The sequence below is a fragment of the Balneolaceae bacterium genome, assembly GCA_034521495.1.
GTDB lineage: Bacteria > Bacteroidota > Rhodothermia > Balneolales > Balneolaceae > Rhodohalobacter.
This window is the reverse complement of sequence record JAXHMK010000004.1, coordinates 450700-465634: the sequence shown is the minus strand read 5'-3', so window position 1 is coordinate 465634 and position 14935 is coordinate 450700. Positions and strand designations below refer to the sequence as shown.

Here is a 14935-nt window from a genome sequence, read left to right as displayed (position 1 = left end):
ATTTGATTGGGACTGAGATAAGAGAAAATACCGAGACTTGGCTGTTTTGTTATATTTTTAATTGTTAAAAAATCACGCAGATATGCAGATGATCGAATGAGTGAATATAGTTAATTTCTATTTTACTCAACCGAAGACTTTCACGCATCTTCCAAATTAGCCAGGGATCAATTATTCCTCTTCCTTCAAACCCAACTTCTTACAAATACTCGCCAACGTATCTTTCTCTTCTTCGGTAAGCACGCTGAACTCTTCTTTGATTTTTTCGAGATGTTTAGGAAAAAAGTCCTCAATAAATTTTTCGCCTTGAGGGGTGAGATGAATCAAAACAGCTCTGCGGTCATCAGGATCTCTCTTTCGTTTTACATGACCACATTTTTCGAGATTGTCTATCACCATGGTGATGTTACCACCGCTCTTCAAAAGCTTTTCTCCAATTGACCGCTGATTCAACGGCCCGAGATGATGAAGGACCTCCAGGGTTCCAAATTGACTTAATGTAAGATCGGCCTCAGCAAGGTGCCTGTTTAACCGGTTATTCATCGACTCAGTTGCCCTCATCAGCTTGATGAACGCATTCAATGTTTTCTTTTCCGATTTCGTACCGGGATAATGTGTACCCATACTGTTTTAGATTAAGTCATTAGACAACAATAGAATATAGGATTTTTGTGGAAACTCAGTAGTATTGCTTTTCTAACCGCCAAACAACTTGGCAAAATTTCGTTTTCCAACTTTCAACTCATACTCCTTTCCATCCTCAAATGTAATTTCATGCCCGGGGTCTTTAATTTTTTCCTCATTCAAAGAAACTCCGCCCTGCTTCATCATTCGTTTCGTTTCACCATTGCTCGAAGTCATATTCGCATCCGAAATAATGTCCAGCAATCGGTGGGTTGATCCAGGCTCAAAATGAAATTCAGGAGCATCATCAGGAATATTTTTCTTGATTACAGTTTCCTCAAAATGCTTTCGAGCCCCTTCTGCAGCTTGCCTTCCGTGATACATTCGAGTAATAACAAAAGCCAAATCATGTTTTGTATTTCTGGGGTCTTCTTTAGCTTTCTTTTTGATTGATTCTAATTTTTCAATAGGAATATCTGTCACCAGTTCAAAGTAGGTATAGATCAATTCATCGGGAATAGAAAGGGCCTTTCCATATATATCATTGGCCGGTTCATCAATCCCAATGTAGTTATCGTACGATTTACTCATTTTCATCGACCCGTCTGTTCCTACAAGTAACGGCATCATCAAACAAACTTGTGGTTCTTGTCCGTCGGCTTTTTGAAGCTCGCGTCCTACCAATAAATTAAATTTTTGATCAGTACCTCCCAGCTCTACATCCGATTCGAGGTGGACAGAATCCTGTCCCTGTGCCAGCGGATATAAAAACTCGTGAAGAGAAATTGGCTCGTTGTTTTCAAACCGCTTGGAAAAATCATCTCGTTCAATCATTCGGGCAACAGTCAACTTTGAGGAGAGTTGAACCACATCCATAAAGCTCATATCGCCCAGCCATTCCACATTATTTACGAGCGTGGTTTTGCTTTCATCCAGGATTTTTTGGGCCTGGCTGATGTAGGTTTCCGCATTTTCCTTCACCTCTTCAAGAGAAAGTGCCGGTCGCGTTTTATTTTGGCCGGTGGGGTCGCCAATCATGGCTGTAAATCCTCCGATAATTAAAATCGCTTCGTGGCCCAAATCCTGGAACTGGCGCAATTTTCTCAAAATTACGGAGTGTCCCAGGTGCAGATCCGGACGAGTAGGGTCCACACCAAGTTTTATTTTGAGAGGGGTATTGGTTTTAATTGATTTTTTTAGTTTTTCAACTAATTCCTGTTCGGGGACTATTTCCACCGTTCCCCTTTTTATAACGGCTAATTGTTCTTCGACGGGTTTAAAGCTCATGTATTTAGTGTATCTAACTTTTCAAAAATTGGCAATTCTCTAAGTGTATTGTTTTCCTGTATTGATCGTTCAATTGTATTAATAAAATTTTCCGTACCCGGTACCATGGCAGCAACAATATCAAAAGCAGCGGGTGCTACATAAATAACCACAGGGTATGAAACAGAATTTGAAGTAGTTTCTTCCGACGGAACTCCCATCCCTGCCAGCAGCAGCAGTGTTGCACTGATAATCACAGCTATTTTCAGTCCGGCAAAAATCATTCCTGCAAGTTTGTTCAAAAATCCTAATTGTACCACATCAATAAATCTTTCAAGCGCAAAACCCACAATTTGGACAGCAGCAACAATAATAATAAATAAGATGATTCCTGTAACAATCGTGGATCGGTCCCTGTTTTCAACATGAGGAGCTAAAATTCCAGATATGGTACCCATATATTCAAACGAGATGTAAACGGCAAGTACAATCCCCACAATTCCAAAAACTTCCTTGATAAATCCTCTGTCAAACCCTTTATATGCAAAATATGCAATTGGCAGTATGATGATGATATCAAGAAAGTTCATGGTTCTGTCATTTTGAGAGTTCCTGTTTTACAATCTTACTGATAGTTGCTCCTTCTGCTTTGCCTTTTAACCGGCCCATAAGTGCACCCATTACTTTACCCATATCGCTCATATCGGTTGCACCCATTTTGTCGATCTGTTCTTTTACTTCCTCACGAATTTCATCTTCATCCATCATTTCAGGCAGATATTTGTCGATGATATCCAACTCAAACTTTTCTTTCTCGACAAGGTCATCACGGCCGCCTTCCTCAAACTGTTCAATGGATTCTTTTCGCTGCTTGGCAGCTTTCATCAGAACTTCCACTACTTGTTCGTCGCTAAGTGAAGCTTCGCCTCCTTTTCGTTCACTGATCTCTTTTTCCAGCAACTTTGCCTTCAGTGATCGCAGCACATTCAATTTATCTGCCTCTTTAGCTTTCATGGCAGTTTTCAGATCATCTAAAATTCTCTTTTTTAAACTCATGATAGATTATGGTAAAGTTTTTCCTGTAATGTAATGAGAGTTTATTAACAAAAACAGAACCCAAAGTTCGTCATTCTGAACTTGATTCAGAATCCCCTATCCTCATAACAATTGGAGATCCTGAATCAAGTTCAGGATGACTGTAATTAGATTCAGTTCCATTAGTATGTATGATAGAAAACAGATTGCAAAAAAAAAGGTTTCACCCTTTAGGATGAAACCTTTTCAAATTCTTATCTGAGATCTCAGGACTTATTTTTCTGAATATAATCAGAAACATTTTCCTGGTCTATAATAGTCTCTTTAAACGCGTATTTGCCACGTTCGTTTTTCGTTGAAATAATTACTTTTGCCATTTTACGGTGTGTTTGTTTCAACGATTTTGCTTCTTCGCCAAATATCTGTCGTTTAGCCATGGGTGTACCTTGTTTTACTTAATTTCTTTGTGAACGGTGTGCTTTCTCAAAACCGGGTTATACTTCTTCAGTTCAAGTCTCTCTGTTGTATTTCTTCGATTCTTCATCGTTACATATCGAGAGCTGCCGGGTTTTTCCGTGCATTCAAGTATTACCTGTATACGATTACCTTTTGCCATAACTTATACCTCTTTTAATAATGTTCCTTTCTTCCTGGCTTCTTTCAGAACCGCTGAAATTCCCTTCTTGTTGATGGTTCTTAACGTCTTGGCTGACACTTTCAGCGTAACCCATCGATCTTCTTCAGGAATATAAAATCGTCTTTTCTGGAGATTCTGTTCAAACTTGTGCTTGGTCTTATTGTTCGATTTAGACGATCGATATCCATTCAGCGCTGATTTACCAGTAATATCGTCTTTGCGTGCCATATAAATTGTTGTTATCTGAATTTTTGATAGACTTTAAAAATAAAGTTAAATGGATTTAATTTCAATTAATATTTCTATCTAAAATCAATTCTCAGTATCACGCCGAAAACAATCATTAAAAGCATGATAAATGCCCCCTACTGGTGTAAACTATGCTTGATATTTTCCACTAAAAAATTTGGAGAATGATCAGTCTCTAAACATGTCCCATTCAAACAATTGACATTGCTTCTTGAACTCAATTGGTAGCGGGTTCTCAAAAAACCGATATATCACATTAACATGTGATGGAAACTTTACCACTGATCTGTTAATCTTTTGCATATTTACATTTCATACTTACACTTGACATCAGAGATTTTTTGAATGCGCCCTCATTCAAATAGCTACTTGCAGCGCTTTTTTTAACCCGAGTTCTCAAATAATGATTAATTGAATTAACACAGTTGCATTCATCTTTATATATCAAAGAATAAGATCCGGGACGGGCTAAATATTATTCATCAAATAGATTCACTCCATAATTAACTCACTTAACACGTTGCATTTTGATGGGGATTATAATCGCACATCGTGTTTTCAAACAGGAAAGTACCAGACTCAATAAAACACTTCATTTTTTTTCAATTATTAGGTATAATGTGTTTGAATTAAATAAGACTTAAACCGCCTCTCACACAGCTTAGAAATTACCCCTCACCGACTATCATAATTTTTTGAAGAAATACCATTCTTTTTTTGAATTTGCGCTTATAAACGGTAATTTTATGCGTTACAGAGGCTATCTACAATAACACTCAACCCCCGTTTAATGGCAAGAAAAAAAGGATCCGATTATAAAGCAGAGAATATTCAGGTATTAGAAGGACTTGAGGCTGTTCGGAAAAGACCCTCTATGTATATTGGAGATACCGCTCAGCGTGGTCTCCACCACTTAATCAATGAGGTTGTTGACAACTCTATCGATGAAGCTCTCGCCGGCTATTGCGATTATATTAAAGTAACCATCCATGATGATGGCTCCATTACAATTATGGACAATGGACGTGGTATTCCGGTAGATACTCATCCAAAACTAAATCTACCCGCTGTTGAAGTTGTTTTGACCAAACTGCACGCCGGCGGAAAATTTGATAAGCAATCATACAAAGTATCCGGTGGTTTGCACGGTGTTGGTGTCAGTTGTGTGAATGCGCTTTCTGCCCATTTTTATGCAGAAATTCACAGGGATGGAGAGATCTATGTAATGGAATTTGAAAAGGGCGGCACAAAGGTGCCTCTCAAGAAGACCGGCAAAACTAAAGACACCGGAACTGTTATCAAATTTAAGCCCGATCCGGAGATTTTTACTCAAACAACTGAGTTTAAATTTGATATTATTGCAGACCGAATGCGGGAGCTTGCTTTCCTGAATCCGCAAATTTCTATTGATATTATTGATGAACGAGCTGAAGAGGAAGATGAAGGAAAAGTTAGCTTTCACTATTCCGGCGGTGTAAAAGATTTTGTGAAATATCTTGATGAATCACGTGAGCCTCTAATGGATGAGCCGATGTATATTGAAGGCGAGGAGGATAATGTGCCCGTTGAGGTGGCAATCCAGTACAATGACAGTTACACCGAAAATGTCCACTCTTACGTTAACAATATTAATACGCGCGAAGGCGGAACGCATATCTCAGGTTTTCGGCGTGCATTAACCCGGTGCTTTAAAAATTATGCGGATAAAAACAACATCATTAAATCGAACAGCAAAATTAAGGTATCGGGCGAAGATTTTCGCGAAGGGATGACATGCGTTCTCAGTGTTAAAGTTGCTGAACCGCAGTTTGAAGGCCAAACCAAAACCAAGCTTGGTAACTCGGAAGTTCAAAGCGCTGTTGAGATTATTCTCTATGAAAAATTGAGTGAGTATCTCGAGCAGAATCCAAAAACCGCCAAAAAAATCCTGGAGAAAGTAATTGTTGCAGCCGAAGCTCGCGAAGCTGCACGAAAAGCGCGCCAGTTGATCCAGCGTAAAAGTGTAATGAGCGGCGGCGGACTCCCCGGAAAACTGGCGGATTGTTCAATTAAAGATCCGGCTCACAGTGAAGTATATCTCGTTGAGGGTGACTCTGCCGGCGGATCTGCAAAAATGGGGCGAAACAGAAGTTTTCAAGCCATTCTACCTTTGCGTGGTAAAATTTTAAATGTAGAAAAAGCCAAGATTAATAAGATCCTTGAAAACAAAGAGATACAGGCGATGATTACCGCACTCGGAACGGGTGTTGGCCACGAAGAGGAGTTTGAATTAGAGAAGCTTCGTTACCACAAAATTATCATTATGACAGATGCTGATGTGGACGGGTCTCACATCCGGACATTGCTTCTGACCTTTTTCTATCGGTATATGCATCCACTGATTGAGCACGGTCATGTTTACATTGCCACTCCCCCTCTGTACAGAATCACAAAAAGCCGCGGCGAAATTGAATATGCCTGGGATGAGGAGACAAGAAATAAGCTCGTTAAAGAACTCAAAAAATCACGAACTAAGTTTGATGTTTCACGCTATAAGGGTCTTGGAGAAATGAACCCCGAACAACTCTGGGAAACCACAATGGATCCCGAAACAAGAACTTTACAGAAGGTAACTGTGGAAAACGCTGCTGCTGCAGATAAGATGTTCTCTACCTTAATGGGAGGAGATGTTGAACCACGAAGAGAGTTCATCGAACAAAACTCCAAATATGCTACTCTCGACATTTAATGAGTGAAAACTAAAAAGGCAAAAGTGAAAAGTGTTTTTATAAGATAGCGCAAGCGTCCCGCTGGTGCTTCAAATCATGCCTGACACAAACAATATACATCCGTACCACTTTTGAATGATATATTTAAAACAATAAGAATTTCAAGACACACGACTCAAGACTAAATATCTACATACATGGCAAGTGAAAAGATTATTCCAATAACAATTGAAGATGAAATGAAATCGTCGTACATCGATTACTCGATGTCGGTGATTGTATCCAGGGCTCTGCCGGACGTGCGAGACGGTTTGAAACCGGTACACCGGCGCGTTCTCTATGGAATGAGCGATTTGGGTATGCTTCACAACCGAAATTATAAAAAGAGTGCCCGTATTGTTGGTGAGGTTTTGGGTAAGTATCACCCACATGGCGATTCGGCGGTATATGATTCGATTGTTCGCATGGTTCAGGATTTTTCACTTCGCTACCCGCTTGTAGATGGTCAGGGGAACTTCGGTTCTATTGATGGTGATTCCGCCGCGGCCATGAGGTACACAGAAGTAAGGATGCAGAGAATTGCAGAAGAGCTTCTCACCGATATCAATAAAGACACGGTTGATTTCCAGGACAACTTTGATGATACACTTACCGAGCCGACTGTTCTGCCCTCAATGCTACCCAACTTATTACTGAACGGAGCATCCGGTATTGCCGTGGGAATGGCTACCAATATGGCACCCCACAATCTAAATGAGGTTATTGATGGAACGGTTGCTGTTTTGGATGATCCTGAGATAGAGACAAAGGAGTTGATGCAACATATTACCGCACCTGATTTTCCAACCGGCGGTATTATTTACGGATATGAAGGCGTGAAAGAAGCCTATAACACCGGCCGTGGAAAAATAACGATGCGCGCCCGTGCTAATGTGGAAGAGTTACGTGGCAATCGAGAACAGATTGTTGTTACCGAAATTCCATACCAGGTCAACAAATCAACTCTTATTGAAAAAATTGCCCGTTTAGTACACGACGAAAAAATCTCGGAAATATCAGAAATTCGGGATGAGTCAGACCGTGAAGGACTTCGAATGGTTATTGTTCTCAAACGAAATGCAAATGCGGGTATCGTATTAAATCAGCTTTACAAGTACACACAGATGCAACAAACATTTGGTGTGATTAATCTTGCACTGGTTAAAGGTCGCCCTAAAGTAATGCCGCTCAAAGAGTTAATTGAACGGTTTATTGATCATAGGGTTGAAGTCATCATCCGCCGAACTATTTATGATCTCGATCAGGCGGAAGCCAGAGCTCATATTTTAGAAGGCCTGAAGATTGCGCTCGACAATCTTGATGAAGTTATCAAAACTATACGTGCTTCCAACAATCCACAGGAAGCAAACAAAGAGCTTCGCAGAAAATTTGCTCTCACCGATATCCAGGCAAAAGCGATCCTGGATATGAGACTTCAAAAATTGACAGGCCTCGAACGTGAGAAAGTAGATCAGGAATACAGAGATATTGTTGATAAAATTACAGAATTCAGATCTATTCTCTCCAATCGTGACAAACAAAAAGGGATTATTAAAGACGAACTGTTACAACTGCAAAACCGGTACGGAGACGAACGCCGGACTGAAGTCATCTACTCAGCCGATGATTTCAGTGTAGAAGATATGATTGCCGACGAAGACGTTGTTGTAACAATCTCCAATAAGGGATTTATCAAACGAATGGCGGTCAGTGGATATCGGCGACAGCGTCGAGGCGGTAAAGGTATGAAGGGAACCACAACCAAAGATGATGAATATGTAGAACATCTCTTTGTGGCAACCAATCATAACTATATTCTGTTCTTTACAGAGAAAGGAAATTGTTACTGGCTGAAAGTGTACGAAATTCCTGAAGGCTCGCGCTTATCCAGAGGCCGTGCCATAGTAAATCTTATTGATATTGAGAAAGATGATACCATAAAAACTTTCGTACCTGTCAAAACTCTTGATGATGAAGATTACATCAACAACCACTCAATCATCATGGCAACAAAAGAGGGGCAGGTGAAGAAATCATCTCTTGAAGCCTATAGCCGACCGCGAAGAGATGGAATAATTGCTATAAATATTCGGGAAGGTGATAGTCTTTTAGAAGCTGCACTCACAGATGGAGACAGCAATATTATTCTTGCTAATAAGAAAGGACGTGCTATTCGTTTCCATGAAGAGGAAGCTCGCGAAATGGGACGAAACACTTCCGGTGTTCGCGGGATGACCCTCGGCAAAGATAATGAGCTTGTGGATATGGTGGTCATTAAAAATACACATGAGGCAACGGTTCTGGCCATTTCAGAAAATGGATACGGAAAGCGTTCCCTTGTTGATGATTATCGCGAGCAAAGCCGTGGAGGTAAAGGGGTCATCACCTTAAAAGTGACTCCAAAAACCGGGAACCTGATTGCTCTCAAAGAGGTCTCTGATAATGACGACCTGATGGTAATCACCGAACGTGGTAAAGTGATTCGGATGCAGTGTAAAGGAATCCGTACAATGGGTCGAAATACACAGGGTGTTCGAATCATGAGGCTGGATGACGACGGTAAGATTGCAGCGATCACCAGAGTTGTTAATGAAGAGGATGATGAAACCGATTCCGGTAGATACTCATCCAAAACTAAATCTACCCGCTGTTGAAGTTGTTTTGACCAAACTGCACGCCGGCGGAAAATTTGATAAGCAATCATACAAAGTATCCGGTGGTTTGCACGGTGTTGGTGTCAGTTGTGTGAATGCGCTTTCTGCCCATTTTTATGCAGAAATTCACAGGGATGGAGAGATCTATGTAATGGAATTTGAAAAGGGCGGCACAAAGGTGCCTCTCAAGAAGACCGGCAAAACTAAAGACACCGGAACTGTTATCAAATTTAAGCCCGATCCGGAGATTTTTACTCAAACAACTGAGTTTAAATTTGATATTATTGCAGACCGAATGCGGGAGCTTGCTTTCCTGAATCCGCAAATTTCTATTGATATTATTGATGAACGAGCTGAAGAGGAAGATGAAGGAAAAGTTAGCTTTCACTATTCCGGCGGTGTAAAAGATTTTGTGAAATATCTTGATGAATCACGTGAGCCTCTAATGGATGAGCCGATGTATATTGAAGGCGAGGAGGATAATGTGCCCGTTGAGGTGGCAATCCAGTACAATGACAGTTACACCGAAAATGTCCACTCTTACGTTAACAATATTAATACGCGCGAAGGCGGAACGCATATCTCAGGTTTTCGGCGTGCATTAACCCGGTGCTTTAAGAATTATGCAGATAAAAACAACATTATTAAATCGAACAGCAAAATTAAGGTATCGGGCGAAGATTTTCGCGAAGGGATGACATGCGTTCTCAGTGTTAAAGTTGCTGAACCGCAGTTTGAAGGCCAAACCAAAACCAAGCTTGGTAACTCGGAAGTTCAAAGCGCTGTTGAGATTATTCTCTATGAAAAATTGAGTGAGTATCTCGAGCAGAATCCAAAAACCGCCAAAAAAATCCTGGAGAAAGTAATTGTTGCAGCCGAAGCTCGCGAAGCTGCACGAAAAGCGCGCCAGTTGATCCAGCGTAAAAGTGTAATGAGCGGCGGCGGACTCCCCGGAAAACTGGCGGATTGTTCAATTAAAGATCCGGCTCACAGTGAAGTATATCTCGTTGAGGGTGACTCTGCCGGCGGATCTGCAAAAATGGGGCGAAACAGAAGTTTTCAGGCCATTCTACCTTTGCGTGGTAAAATTTTAAATGTAGAAAAAGCCAAGATTAATAAGATCCTTGAAAACAAGGAGATACAGGCGATGATTACCGCACTCGGAACGGGTGTTGGCCACGAAGAGGAGTTTGAATTAGAGAAGCTTCGTTACCATAAAATTATCATTATGACAGATGCTGATGTGGACGGGTCTCACATCCGGACATTGCTTTTGACCTTTTTCTATCGGTATATGCATCCACTGATTGAGCACGGTCATGTTTACATTGCCACTCCCCCTCTGTACAGAATCACAAAAAGCCGCGGCGAAATTGAATATGCCTGGGATGAGGAGACAAGAAATAAGCTCGTTAAAGAACTCAAAAAATCACGAACTAAGTTTGATGTTTCACGCTATAAGGGTCTTGGAGAAATGAACCCCGAACAACTCTGGGAAACCACAATGGATCCCGAAACAAGAACTTTACAGAAGGTAACTGTGGAAAACGCTGCTGCTGCAGATAAGATGTTCTCTACCTTAATGGGAGGAGATGTTGAACCACGAAGAGAGTTCATCGAACAAAACTCCAAATATGCTACTCTCGACATTTAATGAGTGAAAACTAAAAAGGCAAAAGTGAAAAGTGTTTTTATAAGATAGCGCAAGCGTCCCGCTGGTGCTTCAAATCATGCCTGACACAAACAATATACATCCGTACCACTTTTGAATGATATATTTAAAACAATAAGAATTTCAAGACACACGACTCAAGACTAAATATCTACATACATGGCAAGTGAAAAGATTATTCCAATAACAATTGAAGATGAAATGAAATCGTCGTACATCGATTACTCGATGTCGGTGATTGTATCCAGGGCTCTGCCGGACGTGCGAGACGGTTTGAAACCGGTACACCGGCGCGTTCTCTATGGAATGAGCGATTTGGGTATGCTTCACAACCGAAATTATAAAAAGAGTGCCCGTATTGTTGGTGAGGTTTTGGGTAAGTATCACCCCCATGGCGATTCGGCGGTATATGATTCGATTGTTCGCATGGTTCAGGATTTTTCACTTCGCTACCCGCTTGTAGATGGTCAGGGGAACTTCGGTTCTATTGATGGTGATTCCGCCGCGGCCATGAGGTACACAGAAGTAAGGATGCAGAGAATTGCAGAAGAGCTTCTCACCGATATCAATAAAGACACGGTTGATTTCCAGGACAACTTTGATGATACACTTACCGAGCCGACTGTTCTGCCCTCAATGCTACCCAACTTATTACTGAACGGAGCTTCCGGTATTGCCGTGGGAATGGCCACCAATATGGCACCTCACAATCTAAATGAGGTTATTGATGGAACGGTTGCTGTTTTGGATGATCCTGAGATAGAGACAAAGGAGTTGATGCAACATATTACCGCACCTGATTTTCCAACCGGCGGTATTATTTACGGATATGAAGGCGTGAAAGAAGCCTATAACACCGGCCGTGGAAAAATAACAATGCGCGCCCGTGCTAATGTAGAAGAGTTACGTGGCAATCGAGAACAGATTGTTGTTACCGAAATTCCATACCAGGTCAACAAATCAACTCTTATTGAAAAAATTGCCCGTTTAGTACACGACGAAAAGATCTCGGAAATATCAGAAATTCGGGATGAGTCAGACCGTGAAGGACTTCGAATGGTTATTGTTCTCAAACGAAATGCAAATGCGGGTATCGTATTAAATCAGCTTTACAAGTACACACAGATGCAACAAACATTTGGTGTGATTAATCTTGCACTGGTTAAAGGTCGCCCTAAAGTAATGCCGCTCAAAGAGTTAATTGAACGGTTTATTGATCATAGGGTTGAAGTCATCATCCGCCGAACTATTTATGATCTCGATCAGGCGGAAGCCAGAGCTCATATTTTAGAAGGCCTGAAGATTGCGCTCGACAATCTTGATGAAGTTATCAAAACTATACGTGCTTCCAACAATCCACAGGAAGCAAACAAAGAGCTTCGCAGAAAATTTGCTCTCACCGATATCCAGGCAAAAGCGATCCTGGATATGAGACTTCAAAAATTGACAGGCCTCGAACGTGAGAAAGTAGATCAGGAATACAGAGATATTGTTGATAAAATTACAGAATTCAGATCTATTCTCTCCAATCGTGACAAACAAAAAGGGATTATTAAAGACGAACTGTTACAACTGCAAAACCGGTACGGAGACGAACGCCGGACTGAAGTCATCTACTCAGCCGACGATTTCAGTGTAGAAGATATGATTGCCGACGAAGACGTTGTTGTAACAATCTCCAATAAGGGATTTATCAAACGAATGGCGGTCAGTGGATATCGGCGACAGCGTCGAGGCGGTAAAGGTATGAAGGGAACCACAACCAAAGATGATGAATATGTAGAACATCTCTTTGTGGCAACCAATCATAACTATATTCTGTTCTTTACAGAGAAAGGAAATTGTTACTGGCTGAAAGTGTACGAAATTCCTGAAGGCTCGCGCTTATCCAGAGGCCGTGCCATAGTAAATCTTATTGATATTGAGAAAGATGATACCATAAAAACTTTCGTACCTGTCAAAACTCTTGATGATGAAGATTACATCAACAACCACTCAATCATCATGGCAACAAAAGAGGGGCAGGTGAAGAAATCATCTCTTGAAGCCTATAGCCGACCGCGAAGAGATGGAATAATTGCTATAAATATTCGGGAAGGTGATAGTCTTTTAGAAGCTGCACTCACAGATGGAGACAGCAATATTATTCTTGCTAATAAGAAAGGACGTGCTATTCGTTTCCATGAAGAGGAAGCTCGCGAAATGGGACGAAACACTTCCGGTGTTCGCGGGATGACCCTCGGCAAAGATAATGAGCTTGTGGATATGGTGGTCATTAAAAATACACATGAGGCAACGGTTCTGGCCATTTCAGAAAATGGATACGGAAAGCGGTCACTGGTTGATGATTATCGTGAGCAAAGCCGTGGAGGTAAAGGGGTCATCACCTTAAAAGTGACTCCAAAAACCGGGAACCTGATTGCACTCAAAGAGGTCTCTGATAATGACGACCTGATGGTAATCACCGAACGTGGTAAAGTGATTCGGATGCAGTGTAAAGGAATCCGTACAATGGGTCGAAATACACAGGGTGTTCGAATCATGAGACTGGATGACGACGGTAAGATTGCAGCGATCACCAGAGTTGTTAATGAAGAGGATGATGAAACCGATCCACCCGTCGTAAGCTGATTTATTACTCGCATATAAACTTAAAAAGGCTCTCATTTTTTGAGAGCCTTTTTTTTATACTCACGTTATTTTACTCCTGCAGCCACTACAAATTCTCCGGGAATATTGTAGCCTTTGTCACTCTTATATACAGCAATAGAGTCAAGATATTCCTGATGAGCTTCCTCACGGGTTTTTTTATCGAATTTTTTATAAGCAAGAGCCACAGGTCCGCCCGCAAAAGCCGCCGAGAGTGCTAATTCATCTGAAGGATAGTACAAATCTGCAGAAAACCGTTCTGTCTTAATCTCTTTAAAACCAGCTTCTGACATTGAAATCTCAATTGTATTTCCGGTTCCTTGTTGAAAGAATAACGGACAAACATCCGATTCCACTCGTTTGTCAACGATTGGAAAAATTTCGGCCCAACCACAGTTTTTTCGCTCTCCCCAAATGGCAATCAGGGCCTGTCCGTGAGGTTTTAAAACCCTGTGCATCTCTTTTAAAGATTGAACCGGGTCGGGTATGTACATCAATCCGAGCGCATTGATCGCAACATCGAACCGGTTGTCTTCTAAATCCAGCTTTTCCGCATCCATTCTTTTATAGGTTACGTTCTCTATTCCTCTCTCTTCCGAAGTTTTTTGGGCCAGGTTTATCATTTCCTCCGAAAGATCCGTGGCTACAATCTCGCCTGAGGGCCCCACAGCCTCTGCAATTCGAAATGTGACCAAGCCTGTGCCACAGGCTGTTTCCAGAGCCGTTTCACCGGGTTTCAGATCAGCCATCTCCAGTAGTTTGTTCTGTGCAGGTTTTAACTGGGTTTTCCAGGAATCCTCATAAACTGCAGAAGCCTTATCCCAACCATATCGCTGAACACGTCGTTGAAGTGCTGGTTTCATTGGTGTTCCTCCTTACTCTTTTGTTCGGTTTTACGAATTTCCAAATTTCTTTCAACGGGAACAGCCCTTCGAAAATCATCCAAAACAGGACTAAACCGGTCGGCTTCTTCAACAACCTTATGGATATCTTCTTCCGAAGCCGGGCTTTCAATTTTAATATTATATCGAATCTGCAAACTTCCGGGCGATGAGTTGTTAATCCCGAATCTGCCCTGTAAATCCTTATCGGCTTCAATTTCTACTTCAATATGGTTGATTGGCACACCCATAACCGCCGCTTGCTGCACATATCCGATTGCAAGACAACCGCCCAGCGCTCCTCGCTGAAGCAAACCCGGACCGGGGCCTGCATTATTGCCTCCCTCTGATTGCCCAATATCAACCTTGAAAGTCCAGTCTTTGTGTACAACTTCGCAGGTGGTTCCCTCTTTCAGCCGCACGTTGGTGCTAACTGTTTTCTGACCGATTTCAGGTTTCTTTTTTACAAGCGTTCGAATTCGTTCAAAAGCTTTTTTAATGGTTTTGGTATTCGTCATAAG

13 protein-coding genes are annotated in these 14935 nt (G+C 41.5%); 4 read left to right on the top strand and 9 right to left on the bottom strand.

Annotated features, from left to right (window positions below; translation table 11 throughout):
- Positions 1 to 171: 171 nt before the first annotated feature.
- The 7 genes from U5K72_03060 to rpmB form a co-directional block, all read right to left on the bottom strand.
- Positions 172 to 624 (bottom strand): MarR family transcriptional regulator, encoded by a 453-nt coding sequence (locus U5K72_03060; protein MDZ7717786.1) that lies wholly within the window; start codon positions 622 to 624, stop codon positions 172 to 174.
- 72 nt (positions 625 to 696) lie between these two features.
- Positions 697 to 1911 carry a tyrosine--tRNA ligase gene (tyrS, locus tag U5K72_03055; protein MDZ7717785.1) on the bottom strand — a complete coding sequence of 405 codons (1215 nt, stop codon included), beginning with the start codon at positions 1909 to 1911 and terminating at the stop codon, positions 697 to 699.
- Positions 1908 to 2480 (bottom strand): CvpA family protein, encoded by a 573-nt coding sequence (locus U5K72_03050; GenBank protein ID MDZ7717784.1) that lies wholly within the window; start codon positions 2478 to 2480, stop codon positions 1908 to 1910. Before U5K72_03050 ends, tyrS begins: the two co-directional genes overlap by 4 nt.
- Before the next feature lie 7 nt (positions 2481 to 2487).
- Positions 2488 to 2946, bottom strand: coding sequence for a GatB/YqeY domain-containing protein (locus U5K72_03045; GenBank protein MDZ7717783.1), 459 nt, complete (start codon positions 2944 to 2946; stop codon positions 2488 to 2490).
- Positions 2947 to 3191: 245 nt separating this feature from the next.
- Positions 3192 to 3362 (bottom strand): DUF4295 family protein, encoded by a 171-nt coding sequence (locus U5K72_03040; GenBank protein MDZ7717782.1) that lies wholly within the window; start codon positions 3360 to 3362, stop codon positions 3192 to 3194.
- A gap of 14 nt (positions 3363 to 3376) precedes the next feature.
- On the bottom strand, positions 3377 to 3541 hold the full coding sequence (gene rpmG / locus U5K72_03035) for a 50S ribosomal protein L33 (protein MDZ7717781.1): 165 nt from the start codon (positions 3539 to 3541) through the stop codon (positions 3377 to 3379).
- A gap of 3 nt (positions 3542 to 3544) precedes the next feature.
- Entirely contained in the window at positions 3545 to 3790 is a 246-nt protein-coding gene (rpmB, locus tag U5K72_03030; protein ID MDZ7717780.1) for a 50S ribosomal protein L28, read from the bottom strand.
- An 811-nt stretch (positions 3791 to 4601) separates the two neighbouring features.
- Here rpmB and gyrB point away from each other — a divergent pair.
- The 4 genes from gyrB (at position 4602) to gyrA (U5K72_03010) (ending at position 13515) form a co-directional block, all read left to right on the top strand.
- Positions 4602 to 6539, top strand: a complete 1938-nt coding sequence (gene gyrB / locus U5K72_03025; protein MDZ7717779.1) for a DNA topoisomerase (ATP-hydrolyzing) subunit B — start codon at positions 4602 to 4604, stop codon at positions 6537 to 6539.
- A gap of 177 nt (positions 6540 to 6716) precedes the next feature.
- A complete protein-coding gene (gene gyrA, locus U5K72_03020; protein MDZ7717778.1) occupies positions 6717 to 9212 on the top strand; it encodes a DNA gyrase subunit A in 2496 nt (831 codons plus the stop codon).
- On the top strand, positions 9157 to 10866 hold the full coding sequence (locus U5K72_03015; protein MDZ7717777.1) for a DNA topoisomerase subunit B: 1710 nt from the start codon (positions 9157 to 9159) through the stop codon (positions 10864 to 10866). Before gyrA (U5K72_03020) ends, U5K72_03015 begins: the two co-directional genes overlap by 56 nt.
- A gap of 177 nt (positions 10867 to 11043) precedes the next feature.
- On the top strand, positions 11044 to 13515 hold the full coding sequence (gyrA, locus tag U5K72_03010; protein MDZ7717776.1) for a DNA gyrase subunit A: 2472 nt from the start codon (positions 11044 to 11046) through the stop codon (positions 13513 to 13515).
- Positions 13516 to 13580: 65 nt separating this feature from the next.
- Here gyrA (U5K72_03010) and U5K72_03005 read toward each other — a convergent pair whose 3' ends face one another.
- Both U5K72_03005 and U5K72_03000 read right to left on the bottom strand, forming a co-directional pair.
- The gene (locus U5K72_03005; GenBank protein ID MDZ7717775.1) at positions 13581 to 14396 is read right to left on the bottom strand and encodes a class I SAM-dependent methyltransferase; all 816 of its coding nucleotides are present in this window, start codon (positions 14394 to 14396) and stop codon (positions 13581 to 13583) included.
- Complete coding sequence (locus U5K72_03000) at positions 14393 to 14932, bottom strand: OsmC family protein (protein MDZ7717774.1); 540 nt, start codon at positions 14930 to 14932, stop codon at positions 14393 to 14395. Before U5K72_03000 ends, U5K72_03005 begins: the two co-directional genes overlap by 4 nt.
- Positions 14933 to 14935 lie beyond the last annotated feature (3 nt).